Source organism: Bradyrhizobium sp. CCBAU 51745 (assembly GCF_028128715.1).
GTDB classification, from domain to species: Bacteria; Pseudomonadota; Alphaproteobacteria; order Rhizobiales; family Xanthobacteraceae; genus Bradyrhizobium; species Bradyrhizobium manausense.
The window spans coordinates 415,378-432,862 of sequence record NZ_LBJP01000001.1; the positions used below are offsets into that span (position 1 = coordinate 415,378).

13 protein-coding genes and 1 pseudogene are annotated in these 17,485 nt (G+C 62.5%); 1 reads left to right on the forward strand and 13 read right to left on the reverse strand.

Annotated elements, in window-relative coordinates; all coding sequences use genetic code 11:
* Nucleotides 1–39: 39 nt before the first annotated feature.
* A complete protein-coding gene (locus XH98_RS01990) occupies nucleotides 40–1,671 on the reverse strand; it encodes a 3-(methylthio)propionyl-CoA ligase (protein WP_271617646.1) in 1,632 nt (543 codons plus the stop codon).
* A gap of 463 nt (nucleotides 1,672–2,134) precedes the next feature.
* Nucleotides 2,135–3,361 (reverse strand): aminotransferase class III-fold pyridoxal phosphate-dependent enzyme, encoded by a 1,227-nt coding sequence (locus XH98_RS01995; RefSeq protein ID WP_271617647.1) that lies wholly within the window; start codon nucleotides 3,359–3,361, stop codon nucleotides 2,135–2,137.
* A gap of 177 nt (nucleotides 3,362–3,538) precedes the next feature.
* Here XH98_RS01995 and XH98_RS02000 point away from each other — a divergent pair.
* Nucleotides 3,539–4,258, forward strand: a pseudogene (locus XH98_RS02000) (GntR family transcriptional regulator); the annotation flags it as partial.
* A 94-nt stretch (nucleotides 4,259–4,352) separates the two neighbouring features.
* On the opposite strand, the gene XH98_RS02005 reads toward XH98_RS02000, so the two are convergent.
* The 11 genes from XH98_RS02005 to XH98_RS02055 all read right to left on the reverse strand — a co-directional run bounded on the left by XH98_RS02005 (nucleotide 4,353) and on the right by XH98_RS02055 (nucleotide 16,981).
* Entirely contained in the window at nucleotides 4,353–6,029 is a 1,677-nt protein-coding gene (locus XH98_RS02005; RefSeq protein WP_271617649.1) for a N,N-dimethylformamidase beta subunit family domain-containing protein, read from the reverse strand.
* 76 nt (nucleotides 6,030–6,105) lie between these two features.
* Nucleotides 6,106–8,367 (reverse strand): N,N-dimethylformamidase beta subunit family domain-containing protein, encoded by a 2,262-nt coding sequence (locus XH98_RS02010; protein WP_271617650.1) that lies wholly within the window; start codon nucleotides 8,365–8,367, stop codon nucleotides 6,106–6,108.
* A complete protein-coding gene (locus tag XH98_RS02015; protein ID WP_271597204.1) occupies nucleotides 8,357–8,707 on the reverse strand; it encodes a hypothetical protein in 351 nt (116 codons plus the stop codon). The genes XH98_RS02010 and XH98_RS02015 overlap by 11 nt, the downstream gene beginning before the upstream one ends.
* A 49-nt stretch (nucleotides 8,708–8,756) precedes the next feature.
* Nucleotides 8,757–9,824 (reverse strand): ABC transporter substrate-binding protein, encoded by a 1,068-nt coding sequence (locus XH98_RS02020; RefSeq protein ID WP_271617651.1) that lies wholly within the window; start codon nucleotides 9,822–9,824, stop codon nucleotides 8,757–8,759.
* Nucleotides 9,825–9,856: 32 nt separating this feature from the next.
* Complete coding sequence (locus tag XH98_RS02025; protein ID WP_271617652.1) at nucleotides 9,857–10,651, reverse strand: ABC transporter permease; 795 nt, start codon at nucleotides 10,649–10,651, stop codon at nucleotides 9,857–9,859.
* Complete coding sequence (locus tag XH98_RS02030; RefSeq protein ID WP_057751283.1) at nucleotides 10,648–11,526, reverse strand: ABC transporter permease; 879 nt, start codon at nucleotides 11,524–11,526, stop codon at nucleotides 10,648–10,650. The genes XH98_RS02025 and XH98_RS02030 overlap by 4 nt, the downstream gene beginning before the upstream one ends.
* Nucleotides 11,523–12,632: an ABC transporter ATP-binding protein gene (locus XH98_RS02035; RefSeq protein ID WP_271597227.1), complete on the reverse strand. Its 1,110-nt coding sequence runs from the start codon at nucleotides 12,630–12,632 to the stop codon at nucleotides 11,523–11,525. The genes XH98_RS02030 and XH98_RS02035 overlap by 4 nt, the downstream gene beginning before the upstream one ends.
* A gap of 111 nt (nucleotides 12,633–12,743) precedes the next feature.
* A complete protein-coding gene (locus XH98_RS02040; protein ID WP_271617653.1) occupies nucleotides 12,744–13,580 on the reverse strand; it encodes a shikimate dehydrogenase family protein in 837 nt (278 codons plus the stop codon).
* Nucleotides 13,546–14,193 (reverse strand): class II aldolase/adducin family protein, encoded by a 648-nt coding sequence (locus XH98_RS02045; RefSeq protein ID WP_271617654.1) that lies wholly within the window; start codon nucleotides 14,191–14,193, stop codon nucleotides 13,546–13,548. Before XH98_RS02045 ends, XH98_RS02040 begins: the two co-directional genes overlap by 35 nt.
* On the reverse strand, nucleotides 14,190–15,476 hold the full coding sequence (gene otnK, locus XH98_RS02050; RefSeq protein WP_271617655.1) for a 3-oxo-tetronate kinase: 1,287 nt from the start codon (nucleotides 15,474–15,476) through the stop codon (nucleotides 14,190–14,192). Before otnK ends, XH98_RS02045 begins: the two co-directional genes overlap by 4 nt.
* 491 nt (nucleotides 15,477–15,967) lie before the next feature.
* Nucleotides 15,968–16,981, reverse strand: coding sequence for an LLM class flavin-dependent oxidoreductase (locus XH98_RS02055; RefSeq protein WP_271617656.1), 1,014 nt, complete (start codon nucleotides 16,979–16,981; stop codon nucleotides 15,968–15,970).
* Nucleotides 16,982–17,485: the final 504 nt, after the last annotated feature.

The following is a 17,485-nucleotide window of genomic DNA, read 5'->3' on the forward strand; positions in this document are numbered from 1 at the left end:
TGGCACCTTTTTCAGGGGGCGCACAGCGGTGCGCCGGCGTCAGTTCGGTAACGCATGATCCTTGAACAGTTCGCGCAGCTTGGTCTTTTGCAGCTTTCCGGTTGCGGTGTGGGGCAACTCGTTCACGAAGACGACATCGTCGGGCAACCACCATTTGGCGACGCGGACGGACATGTAGTCCAAGATGTCCTCGCGCGCGGGATCGGTGTCTGGCTTTCGGACCACGACCAGGAGCGGCCGCTCCTGCCACTTCGGATGCGGCAGACCGATGACCGCTGCCTCCTGTACGGCCGGATGGGCAACCGCGACATTCTCGAGGTCAATCGAGGAGATCCATTCGCCGCCGGACTTGATCACGTCCTTCGAGCGATCGGTGATCTGGATGTAGCCGTCGGGATCGATCGTCGCGACATCGCCCGTCGCGAACCAGCCTTCAGCATCCAACACTGCGCCGCCCTCCCCCTTGAAGTAGCCCGCGGCAACCCATGGGCCGCGCACCATCAGGTTTCCGGCGCTCGCTCCGTCATGCGGAAGCGGTGTTCCGTCTTCGTCGACGATCCTGAGCTCGACGCCATAGATCGCGCGCCCCTGCTTGCACTGAACCGATACCTGCTCGGCGGCAGGCAGATCGCGATGAACCGGCAGCAGATTGCCGATCGAGCCGAGCGGGCTGGTCTCGCTCATTCCCCAGGCGTGGATGACGAATGTACCGAAGATGCTGCGGAACTTCTCGATGATGCTGCGCGGCGCGGCGGATCCCCCGACGACCACGCGATCGAGCTTGATCGCGGAGAGATCGAGCGCGGGATTTTCCTCGATGTACTTGAAGAGGCCGAGCCAGACGGTCGGCACGCCGAGCGAGAAGTTGCAGCCTTCCTGCGCCGCCAGCTCGAAGATGCTCTTGCCGTCCAGAGCGGGACCGGGCAGCACGACCTTGGCCCCACACATGGCGGCAGCATAGGGAATTCCCCAAGCATTGACGTGGAACAAGGGCACAACGAGAAGAACGCTGTCGCTGCTGCACAGCTTGAGACCATCGTTCGCGCAGGCGACAAAGGAATGCAGGATGGTCGAGCGGTGACTGTAGAGCACCCCCTTGGGGTTGCCGGTCGTGCCGGATGTGTAGCAGAGCGATGATGCGGTTCGCTCGTCGAACACCGGCCAGTCCAGAATATCGTCTTCCGCCTCGACCAACGTCTCATAAGAGAGACAACCGAGAGGCTGAGCCGGAAGGTGCGCGCCGTCCGTCATCGCGACCAGATGCTCGACGGTGGTCAGATTCGGCCGCAGCTTGTGAACGAGATCCGCAAAGGTGATATCGAACAACAGAACCCGATTTTCGGCGTGGTTGATGATGTAATCGATCTGCTCCGGAAACAGGCGCGGATTGACGGTGTGCAGCACCGCGCCGATGCCGGATACGGCGAAATAGAGCTCCATGTGACGATGGGTGTTCCAGGCGAGCGTCGCAACGCGATCGCCTGGCCCGATGCCAAGTTTGATCAGCGCCCTAGCGAGTTTTGCGGCGCGCGAGCGGAGCCCGGCATAGTTGCTGCGATAGATCGTCCCCTCGCAGGTCTTGCTGACGATCTCCGCCTTGGGATGGTAATGCGCTGCATGCTCGATGAGACTCGAGATCAGTAACGGTCGATCCTGCATCAAGCCGAGCACTGACGCTTCCTCCGTAATCCTGCGGGGCGGCCATTGTTGATGTTGCTCGCCGCCGGCCCCGACATTTCTTGGTGGAGGTGTGCGCTGTCAAACGAAACGATCCGCGCGAGGTGAATTTCACATCCTTGAAAATGCGCTGATGGCGATCGTATCGCCTTTCGTCTGCGGCGCTCCCGGCGCCATCATGAGGCAAACCAGAGCGATCTCGCAGACCAAAATGACCATTTCGCAGCGTGCCGAAGTGCACGACGTTGCCGTAGCATCTCGCCAGGAATGATCGGCTCCGACCATCCCGCGACTCTAGTTTTGCGGGGTTCGAGTCCCTGGTCCGCTAGATAGCGAGACCCAATATTTCGGAAACCCTACTTGAGAGATAGCGACGGTAAGAACATAACCGCTTACTGGTCGCACCACTGGGCTTATTCGACCGAACATGGGCATTCGTCTTTGCACCACGTGACAATCAAAGCGCCGCCACAGTTGCAAAGCCGTGCTCTGCCGCCTGGAGAGCAGCGGCGATGTCGGCCTCGGTATGAGCGGCACAGAGGAACATGTTGTGCTTGGGATGGAAGTAAACGCCCCTGGCAAGCATCGCGCTGCAGAAGGCTGAACCCTTCCGGTAGTCCGGGTCCTCTTCAAACAAAAGGGTCGGCATTTGCACCGGTCCCGATTGGCGGATCGAAAGACCGAACTGGCGGGAGCGCGTCTCGAGGCCATCACGCAGCGTTTGCCCGAGTTGCGCAAGGCGGGTCGGCACATCGTCCCTGCGCACGATCTTCAATGTGGCGACGGCAGCAGCCATGGCGACGGCGCCGGCCCAGAATGACCCCGTGACGAAGACCTGGGACGCAGCACGACGCAGCCAGTCGGCACCGGTCACAGCCGCCAGGGCATGACCATTGGCGATCGCCTTGCTCCAGGCAGATAAATCGGGCTGAACGCCGAGCCCTTCCCAGCTACCCGCGGCATTGAGGCGGAGGCCGGCGCGAACTTCGTCGATGATAAGCGCCGCCCCCTTGCTGTCACAGATGCGACGCGCCGCACGCGCGAACTCCAGGGTTGGAAGTTCCTGGTCGACTCCGAGATCGTGGCGAAATGCCGAAATTAAAATTCCAGCAAGATCATCGCGCGCCGCGTCAGCCGCCGCCTCGAGACTCTCGACGTCGTTGAAAGTGAAATATCCGAGATGAGCGCGATCCTCCGCGGTCACGCCGAGAAGCGACGGTGAGCACCACGGCACGGCACCATGATAGGCCTTCTTGGCGACGAGGATCTTTCGCCGACCGGTTGCAGCCCTTGCGATCGTGACGCATGTCGTCGTCGCATCGGTACCGTTCTTCTGAAACTGGGTCCAATCGGCATGGCCCACCGTGTCGACGACGAGTTCAGCCAGCTCGACCATGATCTCGGCCGGACCGTTGAGGCAGTCGCCGTCGCGCCGTTGACGCTCGGCCGCTTCCTCCACCTCGGGATGATGGTGGCCGAGCAAGTTGGGACCCCAGCTGCACATGAAGTCCACGTAGCGGTGACCGTCGACATCCCAGAGCACGCCGCCCTCGCCGCGGCTGAAGAACTGCGGATACGTCTCCGGCAACTTGGCCGCGTGGAGATGTCCCCACATCCCGCCTGGCACGACCTTCTCGGCCCGCGCCCGCAGGGCAGCATCCCTTGTCCTGATCAGTTCCGGCATGCCTTCTCTTTCTCTCTCTTCTAATTCTGATATATCATATATTATGTTGTCGATGACAAGGGAATTGTTGCTTTACCGGCCCAGACCCGTAGACCCTCTTGTCGAGGCTAGGGTCCGGATTCCGACTCCGTATCGGCGCGGATTGCCGAAACGGCCCAGACCTTTCGGGGACCGAGAATGGCTGACGTTGACCAGAGACATGGTGAAGGCGGCGTGGGCCCGGTGGCTCGCGACAGCCTGACGAGCCTGGTCTACAACAATCTGCGTCAGGCGCTGATGGAAGGCCGGTTCTGGCCGGGCCATCGCTTCAAGATTCGCGACCTTGCCGCGACCATGAACGTGTCGGAGACACCGATCCGCGAAGCCCTGATGCAGCTCGTGCGCGGTCGTGCGCTCGAGATGCAGGCGGGACGCTCGATCATGGTCGCCCACATGACGGCGAAGCAATATATCGAGCTCAGAACCGTCAGGCTGTTTCTCGAAGGACTTGCCGCCGAGCACGCAACCACGCGCATCTCCGAAGCCGATATCGACAAGATGGAGGCCACTCACCGCGAGCTGATCAGCGCAGAGAAGGAGCGCAGATGGTCCGACGCGGTCCGCGCCAACTGGCAATTCCACCGCGGTCTCTATGATGGATCGGGTCTTCCCGAAGTGCTCGCCATCCTTGACGATATCTGGATGCGCAACGGACCCTTGTTGAATTTCCATTACCCGCACGCGCCCCCCACCTATCCAAACGAACATCAGCACCTGTCTGTTCTCAAGAATCTGCGGCAGCGCCGGCCGGACAAGGTTCGCGAGTCGATCCAGGCCGACATGATGGAGGGCGGCCAGAACCTCGTCCGGTTGCTGGAGAAGCATGGCGGCACGCGCTTCATGACTCCAGAGAGGGCCATTGACGAGGAGGTGGAGATTGAAGCGACGCAAACGCGCGCCGCACCGCCATCCAAAGCAGCGCGCGCGAAAGCCAAGCGCCGCTGACAACCGCTCACGCGGAACGGGGCGCAGTGAATTGATCGAGGATGTTGCGGGTGATCCGCTGCGTGAACGGGTCGCCGCGCTTCAGCCCCATCACCCATTCGCAGGTCGCCGCCGTCAGCACCTCGCCTTTGCCGCGGGTCATGTGCACCATCATGCCCGAGCCGTATTTGTAACGGGCCAATCCCTCGGGCGTGACCTCGCCGGTGATGCATTCCACCAGGCCTTCGAGGTCGCTACTGCGCACGTAATAGCGGAAGCCCTCACCTGGCGGCTCGTCCTCGGCCAGGACGGCCGGCGCCATCGCCAGGATCTGGATGGTCTCGGGCTGCCCCTCGGCCGGGACCGGAAAAGGAAGACCGTTGCGGAACGTGTAGTCCAGCCCGTCGACCTCGTAGGCGAAGATGTGCTGCTTGTCGCCGAAGATATCGGCATAGTGCAGCCCTGTGCCGGCAAAGGCCCAATGCTCGGGGCGATAGACGGTAAAGCCTCTTTGGCCATTCGGCGCGAAGCCGCCCCAGGATGCGTAGAGACCGTGCGCGCCGTTCACGCCGACCGTCGAGGCGCCGGGCCAACGGACGTTGCGATCTTCCCAGGCCGACGTCATCAGACGCGCACGGTCCGTGCCGACGATCGGGTCCTTGTGGATAGCCTTGAACTTGTAGCAGACTTGGCGCTTGCCATCTTCTTCGAGCCGGATCTGCCACAGGAAATTGGCGCCGAAGCGCGCCAGCCGCCCGCCGCCTTCCACATAGCGCTCGATCGCCTCGCGCATCTCCCACGTCCAATACTCGTCATGGCCGATGATGGTGACGCAAGGATAGGCGTCGAGCAGTTCGGGCCGGTAGTGAAGATCGGTCTGGGTGATCATATCGAGGGCGTAGCCTTCCTTCTGCGCCCAGTGCACGAAATGCCGGTCGAACTGGGCCCAGCCCGCCGCTGCGTAATACTGGCCAAAGCCGTTGGCGAAAGCCCACTCCTTCATCGGGTAGCGCGGCGCGTCACCCATCTCGGGTACAGGATCGGCGCAGATGCGCGGCGCACCTGATGGCAGCCAGACCACGCCGCGCGTCCACGGCCGCTGCAACGACAACACCGGCGAGGGCTCGTCCCTGTCAGGACCTTCGACCCCGAAATAATGATTGGCACCGCCGAAATCATTGTACGCGGTCCAGGTGCCGGTCGGTAGGATCATCAGGATCTTCGCGCGCCGCCTCGCCTCGGTCGGGCGCACGACGAAGAAATGATGCTGGACGAAGCGGGCCCCGTTCGCTCGTTCGCACGACGAGACCACGCGATAGAATCCCGAGCGCAGATCCGGCGGCAATGTCCAGCGATGCGCGACGGGCCAGTTGCAGCCATTGCGATAGGCATCGGACGGCGTCGCCGTGAACACACCGTCAAGCGCGTCGATCTCATGCACCATCTCGGGTTCGAGATCGTCGCGATAGATCTGCAGCCGCCAGGCCTTTACCGTTGCGGAAGAGCGAAAGACGACTTCGTCTCCGGGGTCGTAAGACATTGCGTCGGTATAAGTGTAGACCTCCGCTACGGCAGGATCGCCGCGCGGCGCTTCGTACCAGGGCTGGCTGCCCCAGTGCTCGTCCGCATGCATCGGGCGCGCCTTGCGGGGAGCGACATTGAGGGCTCCCAATTCCGGGGCTTGAAAATCGCGCTTGTCCGGCATGACAGCCTCCCAGGTTCGAGAACCATCTCTGGCGACGAGATGGCAATTCTTGTGGAGCCGAAGTCCAGTCAGCCCGCTAGGCTCTGGCAGGCATGATGAAAGGCCGTGGATCGAGAAACCGGTTCACGACGTTCAGGGTGATCGTGCTGATGTTGTTGTCATAGTTGTTGTGGCCCAACGACATGCCGTAGGTGATCGATCCCGTCGCAAAGACCGCGCCACCGTGGGCGGTCTCGAAGAACACCATGTCGGCGCGCACCAGGGCATTTTGCGTCCCGTCGAGACCATCGACCACGGTGCGAAACTCCTCGGGCGTCGGCAGCGCGCCCGCGCCCAATCCTTCCGATGTCGCGATCCGCAACGCATGCGGCGGAGTTCCGAGCTCGAGATCGTAGCGGTCGATTTCGCTCCCGACGGCGCCGTTGTAGCGAAATCCAAAATCACCGAACTTGTCGTGACGGCCTGTGCCCTCGAAGATGAACGCGACACGCGTATCCTCGCTTTCAGCTGTCCGCAGATAGTAGCCGCAGGTATCGTTGATCATGGCCGAGAACCCGACGCCGACGAGCTTTTGGGGTGCAAAGCCCGAATGCCGCCACAGTGAGCCCGGCTCGCCGGTGCCGGCAAGATGAACTTCGCCCGGCTCCGATTCCCAAGTGCGGGTTCCGGCCATGCCGCGGCGAACCTCGAGCGCGGCGGGCGCGGCCGGATGAAAGCCGCAGCGCCAATAGAATGCATTGCCCCCCATCGAGATGTGCCGCCCGCCGGCGTTCTGATACGCCATGATCGCGTTCATCATATTGAGGCTATAATACTCGGGATGGGTCGGCGTCATCATGACCCGGTAAGGCGCAAGTGCACGCGCGCCTCCCCGGTCAAGCTCGACATCCGTGATCAGATCGTAGGCGATGCCTTTCTCCTCGAGCCAGTCGAGGATGTGGGTGTCGTTGATCAAATTGAACCAGTAGCCGCGCGGGCGCATGTTCAGGATGGGTCGCAGCCAGGAGCTGTACGCTCGCCCCGAGCCGTCGACATGGCAATCATAGGTCGACTGGCCGATCTCCGGGTTCTCCTGCATGAAGACGTCATCTTGCGGCAACCACAGAACATGCTCCATCAGCGTCTCGAAGTGGACTTGGTAGAGACGCAACGCGCTGTTGGCATAGGCGAGATAAGTCGCGACCGAAGCGACCACGACGAGATCTGCACGCCGCGACGTCTTGCCTGGTGTCACGAAGAAGGTGACGTAGCTCTCGCAGTCCCGGTCAGGATCGTCGCCCCCCGGGGTCAGCCGGAGCGCGTAGACGCCTGACCGCCAGTGGACCGGCACATCGAGCGTGCAGGTGGTCTGCCACTCGCAATCGTAGATGTCGTCGCTGTGGAAATGAATCGCCGCATATTCCTGCGGCGACATCCGCCAGTCGTGGACGGATCCAGACCAGTGAAAGCCTGTCACGCCCCTGCGCGGTAACTGGCGGAGGTTGCCGTGCAGGCCGTTCGGCGAAAGATCCCTGATCGACGTTGACGAGATTCCATTCGAGAAGTCCCAGAAGGCGACAAGCCCGACATCACTTGCTCCCGTCCGCTGCCGGCCGTCGAAGACACGCAGCGCCTCTGGGTCCAGCGGACGCGAAAAGACACGAGGCGCCTCGATCTTGCCGTCGAAGTGCGAGGTATATTGGCGATCGCCGTTCAGATGGTGGGCCGCGATCAGGAACGGCAGTCCGGAGTCGAATGCAGCCGCTTGCGGCAGGGCGAACGATTTCGAATAGGCGGCCGCCGGCCGAACGCCGTCTGCCGGAACGATCAGCGACACGGAGGCCGATCCTTGGGCAAGATCAAGCGCGCACGATACGAATGCCCAGACGCGCAGGCGCAGCTTGACGTCGAGGGCAAAGCGGGCTGGCGTACCGCTCGCTTGACCCAGCACCAGGACCGGATGCCCCTCCTCGTCGAGCTCGAGCCCATAGCCGCGCGCCGAGCGCTCGCACCAATTTCCCATCACGGCTTTGGCATTATCCACGATCCGCGTCGGATACACGTAGGCTCCGAAACACCAGTGCCCGCCGGTCGGGACCAGTGCACCGTCGTGATCAACGACAGCGTTGGATCCCGGGCGGATCGGCTGGTCGAGGCAGGCATGCTCACCGTCTATGCTGCTCGTCATCACCTCATATTTGAAGCCCGGGCCGTTTGCATCGACATCGCCGCTGCGCAGCCTGAGCACCTCGATCTTCACGCTCGGCCGCTTGCTGCTCAGCTGGAATCTGACGGACTCACCAGCCGGGACGCTGATGCTATCCGGATAGCCGAGATACTCGTTGGTCCTATAGATCACCGGAGACCTCCGCGGGCAGCGTCGTGCCCGTCATGTCCTGCCAACGCAGCTTGAACACGTGCCACTCCGCTTCAGCGAGAGAGGTGAAGACGCGATCATCGACGAAAGGCATCGGATCGCCCCGGCGCTTGGGGATGCGTGACAGCCGCCAGGCCTTGCCGGGTTCGAGCACGATCAGGACCAGTCGCCCTTCCGGCCTGCCCCATCGCATCCGCGCCAACAGCTTGCGAAGTTCCGGGCTATGTACGCCGAGTGGACTTGCGCGGAACTCCTCGACGAGATCGAGCCGTCCGGGATCGATCACGTAGCGCATCGCACCGGGGTCACTGGTGTGATCCATCGTACGTCCTCATCTTGCAAAGGCGAATGGCGGAGGCGGCTGCCGCGGATCAGCGGGTCAGCCAGGCCATCCACCGCTCCCGCAGCTCGTTACGATGTTCGCCGATCCAGGCGAAATCGGGCTTGACCAGCTTTTCGTAATTCTCCGGCGAAGTCGCGTAGAGATTGCGCTCCTCCGGCTTCAGCAGCTCGATGGCCGATTTGCTGGCCGTCGCATAGTTGACGGCGCGCATGAACGGCACATGCGCATCGGAGCTTGCATAGAAGAAGTCGAGATAGGCCATGGCGGCATTGAGGTCAGGCGCCCCCTTGAGAACAGCCATGTAACCGGTGTCGCGAATGGCCTGGTCCCAGGACATGGCGACCGGTACGCCCTCCTTCACGACGGCAAGCGCGCGGCCTGAGTAGCTCATGGCCATGACGACCTCGCGGCTGCGCATGATCTGTTGCACCTGATCGCCCGTCTTCCACCATACCGCGACATTGGGACGGATCTCGTCCAGCTTCTTGTAGGCGCGACCGATGTCCAGCGGGAAAAGCAGCTCCGGCTTGACGCCGTCGGCGAGCAGCGCGGCGACCGGCACCCACCAATCGCTGTCGCCGGTATCGGGCAGTCCTCGCGGCCCGGGAAACTGCTTGACGTCCCAGAAGTCCGCCCATGTCCTGGGCGCCTTGTCCTTGAACGTCTCGGTATTGTAGGTGATCAGCATGCCGCCGGTCGTGCGGGCAACACCGTAGGGCTGACAGGCGTCGGAGACACCGAACTTCTGGACGCTCGGCAATTTCGCACAGTCGATCTTCTCGAGCAGGTCGGTGCGCCCCACCAGATCGGGACCTGTTGCCGTGACGATGTCGAACTCCACCTTGCCGGTTCGCTGCATCGCCTTGGCGCGCGCCCACTGGTCCGGGACCTCGATTGCGACCGGGACGATCTCGACATTCTTGGCCTTGTTGAAGGGATCGTAGAAATATTTCGCGAGGGTGTTGCCCATCAGACCACCGGTCGTGGCAATCACCAACTGGTCTTCCAGCTTTTCAGCCGCGGCCGGCAACGCTCCGCAAAGCGCCAAAGCAAGCACGAAAGCTGCCGACTTCCACATCCAACCTGTTCTCAACATCGACGGTCTCCTCTCTGGCTTCTCACCTGACGCTACCGGGTGACGCTGCGGGATCTGAGGACATGGGCCCCCAGCAGAATCAAAATGGACAAGACGATCAACAGTGTCGCGATCGCGGGAATCACCGGCGTCAGGTTCTGCTCGATGTCTTCGAACATTCGACGCGGCAGCGTCTTCTGGCGCACACCGGACAAAAAGAACGACACCACCGGTTCGTCGAAGGAGATGATGAAGGCAAACAGCGCACTGCTGGCAAGGCTCGGCAGGACGAGTGGCAACGTGACCAGGCGGAAGGCCTGGAAGCGTGTCGCGCCGCAGCTCATGGCCGCCGCCTCCAGATTGGCATCGACCTTTGCCAAGGCCGCGGCCATCGTGAACACGACGAACGGCAGGGTGAGCACCGTATGCGCCAGCACGAAGCCGGGAATGGTGCCGGAGAGACCGATCGTCTGAAAGAACAGATAGAGGCCGACGGCAAGCGCGATATGCGGCACGATGATCGGCCCGATCAGGAGGATCTGGAAAGCCGTGACCAGCCGGCTACGGCCGCGGATCATGGCATAGGTCGCGGCCGTGCCGATCGCCGACGCGCAAAGGGCAGTCAGCAAGGCCACCTGCACGCTGAGCCAGGTCGCGGCACGCCATTGCCTGCTGTCGAAATATTCCGAGTACCATTTCAGCGTGAAGCCGGACGGCGGAAATGCCAGATAGTCGTTCTGGCTGAACGACATCGGAATGACGATAACTAGCGGCACGATAATGAAGGCCAGCACGGCATAGACATAGGCCCCCAGCGCGAGCGATCCGCGGTCAGCAGGCGGCTTCACGAGGCATTCCCCATCAGACGGTCGAACCGGAGCGTCTTGCTGAAGATGATCGCCAGCAACGTCACGAATACGGTCAGCACCCCGACCAGAGCCGCAGCGAAGGGCCAATCGAGCACCTCACGGATCTGTTTCGAAACGAGCGTCGAGATCATCATCTCCTGCGGCGAGCCGAGCAGCGCGGGCGTAATGAAGAAGCCGAGCGCAGTGAGGAACACCAGCAGCGAGCCGGAGACGACGCCCGGCAGGCTCAAGGGAAGGATGACTTCCAGAAAGGTCCGCAGACGCGTCGCGCCGAGCACGGCGGCCGCACGCCCATAGTCGTCAGGAATGCTGCGCAATGCGCCGTAGATCGGCAGGATCATGAACGGCAAGAGCACATGGGTCATGGCGATGACCACCGCGCTCTGGGTATAAAGCAGCTTGAACGGCTGAGAGGTCAGACCGAGAGCCATCAACGCCGAATTGATCAGTCCGTTGCGCTGGAACAGAAAGGACCAGGCGGCGGTGCGCACGAGGACGCTCGACCAGAGCGGCAGGATGACACAGACCGCAACAAGCGCCGCGACCGTCCCCTTCGCCCGACTCATGTAATAGGCCACCGGGAAGCCGAGAACCACCGACAAAGCCGTCACCAGCGTCGCGGTCCAGAGCGTGCGCATCAGGACGCGCATGTGAACCGGATTTTCAACGACGCGCGCGTAGTTCTCCAAGGTTGGATGCGGCTCGAGGATGCTGATCACCAGGAGCTGCAGGATCGGATAGACGAAGACGAAGGCGATGATGGCGAAGAATGGCAGGAGCAGCAGCAGCGTCGACAGGCCGCTGAGCCGGCGACCGTCGGAATGCCAGAAATGCGATCGCCGCGCCTCCGTCATCGCCGGCTCCCTCGGTAAAGCAGCATTGCCTCCACGGGGACGGTAAAGGACGCGACGTCGCCCGGGGCCAAGGCGCTGAGCTGCGAGGCGCCAGGAATTCGCGCGCGCATCTCGGTGCCGTCAGGCAGACGACCGATCAAAAGCAGCGCCGCCCCAGCATAGACAATGTCGCTCAGCGTCACAGTGATGACTTGCCCGCCCGAACCGGCGCCAAGTTGCAGCCGCTCGGGCCTCACGGCCAGCAGCGCTGCTTCGCCGGCTGCAACCGGCTCGACGGCCGCCGTGGCCGGCAGGCGCCATGTTTCACCCCATGGCAGTGCCACCGAGACGTTGTCGCCGACGCTTTCGACGGTGACGCCGACGAAATTCATCTCGCCGATGAAGCCGGCCGTGAAGAGATTCGTCGGCCTTTCATAAAGCTGGCGCGCCGGCCCGATCTGCTGGATCTTGCCATCCTTCAGGACAGCGATCCGGTCGGCCATGGTCAGCGCCTCGCTTTGGTCGTGGGTAACGAAGATGACGGTGATGCCAAGCTCGGCATGCAGTCGCTTGATCTCGAGCTGCATGTCTTCGCGCAGGTTCTTGTCGAGCGCACTGAGCGGCTCATCCATCAACAGCACGCGCGGCTGATAGACGATCGCGCGCGCCAGCGCCACGCGTTGCTGTTGGCCGCCGGACAGCTCATTCGGACGACGATGGCCATAGCCCGCCAGACGCACGGTCGCGAGCGCGGCTTCGGCGCGCGCATGGCGTTCAGCCGTCCGCAGACCGCGCATCTTCAAGGGAAAGGCGACATTGTCGAGAATCGACATGTGGGGGAACAGCGTGTAGTTCTGGAACACCATTCCCAGGTTGCGCCGGTTCGAAGGGACATAGGTCAGGTCTTCGGAATCGACGTGAATGCTGCCGCTGGTCGGGAATTCGAATCCGGCAACGCTCATCAGGATCGTGGTCTTCCCGGAGCCGCTCGGTCCGAGCAGGGCGATAAATTCACCGGCAGCAATATCGATATCGACGCCATCGACGGCGGACACGGCGCCGAAACGCTTCTCGAGGCGACTGATGCGGATCGATGCGCCCGACGCCGATTGTGTTGCCGATGCAATATTCACGGAGTCTCACGTCCCTTCCGTTTGCCTTCGATGCAGGGCGACAGCCCTTGCACTTCAATTCTCAGTCGGGCTCCCCCGGTTCGATATAATATTTGATATATCAGGCTATCGCGCAACGAACCGCGCGACAAGGGCCATCTGCGCATCGAGCATGGGCTTTCCGCCGATGGCCGTTGCGCCCTGCGCAGCCGCCCTTGCGAGCAGCCGCGTGATTGCAGGATTGACGATGATGTCGCTGACGGTGGCGCCCGGACCCACGCCTTCGATGTCCAGTGGGAGCGGATCATCCGGTTTCATGCCGAGCGACGTCGTATTGACGATGAGATCGAAGGTGCGCGCGTCCGCACGGCCGGCGCTGACCTTCGTTGCCGGATAGTGCGCAGCTACGGCAGCCGCAAGCGCGCGGGCCTTCTCCCCATTCCGGTTCATGATCGTGATTTCGCGCGCGCCGGCCTCTGCCAGGCCAAATGCGGTTGCGCGTCCTGCGCCACCAGCACCGACCTGGAGCACCTTCCGATCGCGAACCGCAACGTCATGCTGAGCGAGGCTGGCGATGAATCCCCGCGCGTCCAGATTGTCGCCAACAAGGCGCCCTTCGGCCGTTCGCTTGACGAAGTTGACCGCGCCGATGAGCCGTGCCGTCGGCGTGATTTCATCCAGATGCTCGATCACGCAGGTCTTGTGCGGGATCGTGACGCCGAAGCCGTAGACGTTGCGCATGAGCCTGATGGTTGCAACGACGCGGCCGAGATCGCCTGAGAGGACATGGATCGGCGACACAGCAAGGTCGTCGCCGATCGATGCGAAATAGGCGTTCATGACCGCACTCGCCCGCACATGATCGATCGGATCGGCGAGCACGAACATGATCTTGGTCTTGCCGGTGATCTCCATGGAGCTGTCCTTCTCAGGCCGGAAGACCAGCGCGGCCGTAGCTGCCATAGCGCTCGACCACCCGCGCCATCTCGTCGTCGGCAAGGATCGCGGGCGCGCCGGCCTGACAGGCGAGTAGATACTGTCGGGCAAGGGTTTCGAGCTTCACGGCGAGGTCGAAGGCCGCCTGCAGTCCCTTGCCGACGGCAATCATGCCGTGGTTCGCGAGCAGGCAGGCCTTGCGCTGTTTCAGCGCAGCGACTGCGCTATCGGCGAGAGCCCTGGTGCCGAATGTGGCGTAGGGCGCACAAGGCACGTCGTTTCCGCCAAAGCTGGCGATCATGTAGTGGAATGACGGAATTGGCTTTGCGAGGCAGGACAACGCAACGCAGCAGTCGGCATGCGTGTGAACCACCGCGTTCACATGCGGATAGGCGTTCATGATCGCCAGATGCATGTGCCATTCACTGGAGGGCAAGCCGCCGCCGACCACCGTTCCGTCGCGCTTCAGATGGACGAGATCGTCAATCGTCGTGTTGCTGCTATTGCCGCCGGTCGGCGTGATGAGAACGTCGTCTCCGATACGACAGCTGACATTTCCGCTGCTGCCGTGGTTGAATCCCTTGGCCTCCAGGCGCGCCACAATATCCAGCACGGATTGTCTGAGTTCGCGCTCGTTCAATTGGCTCTCCCAGGATCCAGCATCACTTCGAGCGTGGTCGCGAACAGATCGACGGGGCCCAGCTTGCCAGACTTGAGACAAAGGGCCACCGGATCCTCGTCTTCGGTCACCGCAGTGCCGATGCCGGGTCCACCATAAGGACCGCCCCGCAAACGTCTGATGCCGAGGTGCTCGACGATTGCACCAGACGTCTCGCCACCGGCCACGACGAAGCGCCGCACGCCGACACTGCGAAGAGAGACAGCGAGCCGGCCAAGAATGGCTTCGGCGAGTTGCGCCGCGCCTTCACGGCCGTATCGCTCCTGAGCCATCTTGACGGCCTCGGGCGCGCCCGAAGTGGCGAAACCGACAGGACCGTGATGCAGCCGTGGTCGTGCCCAGTCGAGCGCATCGCCAACCGTCGCCGCCACATCCCTGGCATTCAGGAGATCGATGCGGAGCACCGGATGACTCTTCTCGAATTCGGCGAGTTGCTCCAACGTCCGCTCGGCGCAACTCCCGGCGAGAACCACGCCGCCTCCGCCAACCGCGCGCAGGCAGGGCGGTCTCCTGGTGGCGCCGATGAGCCCCCGAGCCCTCCAGATGTCCGGATAGTGCTGCACGATGGTCGCATTGCCCGTCATCAGCTTCCAATCGCAGGTGAGCGCGGCAAGCGTATCGAGATCCCGATCGTAGATCGCGTCTGTTATGAAGTAGCGGATACCGCGAGCCGCCGCTTCCGCGATCGCGCGTCCGGCCGCCTCCGCGCCGGCACTGACCAGCGCATGCGCCAAAAGGCCAACCTTGGCCCGCGTTTGACGCTGTAGAACCCGAACCAGATCGGAATCGGTCATCGGCGTCAGCGGATCATGGCGTTTCGGCGAGTCCGAGATCAGCTCGGTCCCGAGAAAGAGATGGCCGTTATAGACAGTCCTTCGAAGGGCGGGAGAAGCCGGGCAGAAGGCAGTGTGTTCGGCGCCGGTCAGCTGCATCAGCAGGTCGGCGACCGGGCCGATATTGCCCTGGTCGGTGGAATCGAACGTCGCACAATATTTGAAGAAGATTTGCCTGGCGTCCCGCGCAAGTAGCGCCCGTGCCGCCTTCTCTGTCATGCTGACGGCCTCGCCCGCGGGGATCACCCGTGTCTTCTGCGCGATCACGATAGCAGGCACATCGCCGCAGCTGTCGACGACGTCGGGGTCGGTGACAAATCCGCATTCGATCCCGGCAGCGACCAGCATGGCGGCCGTTTCCATGCCTCCCGTCAGATCGTCCGCCACCACTCCGAAGATGAGCGTCCTCATGCAGATCCCGTGCGTTTCGTGCCACTTGATACATGATATATCAAATATTGGCAATACCTGATACCGCGGACGGCGACTACGGTCAGGTCCTGCTTGGCAGACTTCCGTTCGCAGCCCCGCTCGTGATTACAGATGTCTCCTATCAGGAACGGGAACCGCGCCGCGCAATCACGTCCGCATCCGGACAACCCTCCGCGAGGTCACCGTCCTCGCTACCCACCTCGCTCTCTCGATTCATGAGCGCCAAGCGCAGGCCCGCGCGATCGCCAGCCTAGTGGCGGTCGGCGATTTCAACGACTGGCTTTGGGTTAAATCCGTACGGCGCGCATTGGCCGACCGTTGCCCAGTGCGTACGCAGCTGCGAATATTTCCGTCGTCGCTGCCAATGTCCGGCCGGGAGCGTTGCAGATTCAGGGTCACAGGTTGGATTTCGGCGTCAACGATGAAGGTATATGCATCATCCTGCATCTACTGGATTAGTTGCACGGGTTTCAGCTGATGCTGGCGGCCAGCGCAGCGGCCTCCGGAAGAAGTTCAGCGGCAATTTCAAACGAGCGCAGTCGTGCCGTATGGTCGTAGATCTGGGCCGTCAAAATGAGCTCATCCGCCCGGGTCTCCGCGATGATCCGGACCAGCCCGCTTTGCACGGTGGCGGGGCTGCCCACGGTCGAATAAGCCAGCGACTCCTTAACCATCGCCCGCTCTGTGGGCGAGGAGCGCCGATCCATGTCGTCGACCGGCGGCGGCAGCGGTCCCGGTGAGCCCCGCCTCAAGTTGATGAACTGCTGCTGCAACGATGTGAATAGGCGCTGCGCCTCCGCATCAGAATCGGCGGCAAAGACATTGACGCCTACCATGGCGTACGGCGCTTGCAGAAATTGCGACGGCTGAAACCGGGAGCGGTATATGCTCAGCGCGTTGAACAGCTCTCCCGGCGCAAAGTGGGACGCAAATGCAAATGGGAGCCCGAGCGTTGCGGCGAGTTGCGCGCTGTACGTGCTGGAACCCAAGAGCCAGACCGGCACCCTGAGCCCGGCGCCGGGAACGGCCCGCACGGCCTGACCAGGTTGCACCGGTCCGAGCAGCGCCATCAGTTCCACGACGTCGCGCGGGAAGCTTTCGGCGCCTGCCGCCAGGCTCCGCCGCAAAGCACCCGCCGTTCGCTGGTCCGTTCCGGGAGCGCGGCCGAGACCAAGATCGATGCGGCCCTCGTAAAGGGACTCCAGCGTTCCGAACTGCTCGGCAATGATCAGCGGCGCATGGTTCGGCAGCATGATGCCGCCCGACCCCACCCGGATCGTCTTGGTGCCCCCGGCAATGTAGCCGATCACCACCGCGGTCGCAGCGCTTGCGATGCCCGGCATGTTGTGATGCTCGGCCAGCCAGAAGCGCCTGTAATTCCAACGCTCGGTATGCTGGGCGAGATCGAGCGAGTTGCGGAAGGCCTGGGTGGCGTCGCTGCCTTCGTTGATCGGCGCGAGGTCCAGTACTGAAAAGGGAATCACAATCGCCTCCAGCTATTCGCAGCGCCCGGTCGCTCCGGTCAGGTTCGTATTCAGCCATCGTTCGGCACAAACCATTCTCCGCCGATCGCTTGGTGGCCAATGAAATTTCAACCCGGCGCCACTGAACGCGCCGGTGCTCAGCCCGCGCCATGCGCTAAACCTCATCGGCGGTCTAAGCTTCTCAGCGATCGAAAGCTTCCCAGAAGTCTGATCAACCACACTACGGCTCTCATTTGGGGGGACCGCTGCTTCCCCTGGTGCTGTAGGCACGGGTGTCATTGGTGGGCTCAGGCAGCGCAGGAACGGGGCTCGCGTGAGGTTGGGCATATGCGCTTCGCGGTGTGTCGGAGGCCTGGCGCTCCCATCGTCGTCCGCCACCGGTCCCTTCCATCGCCCAAAGCATCAGAACAGCGCCAACGCAAGCCATCGCGATCACGAAGATGATCGCATAGGGTACATCTCTGTTCATGCGGTGCTCCATTGGTACCTGACGGATGCTGATGG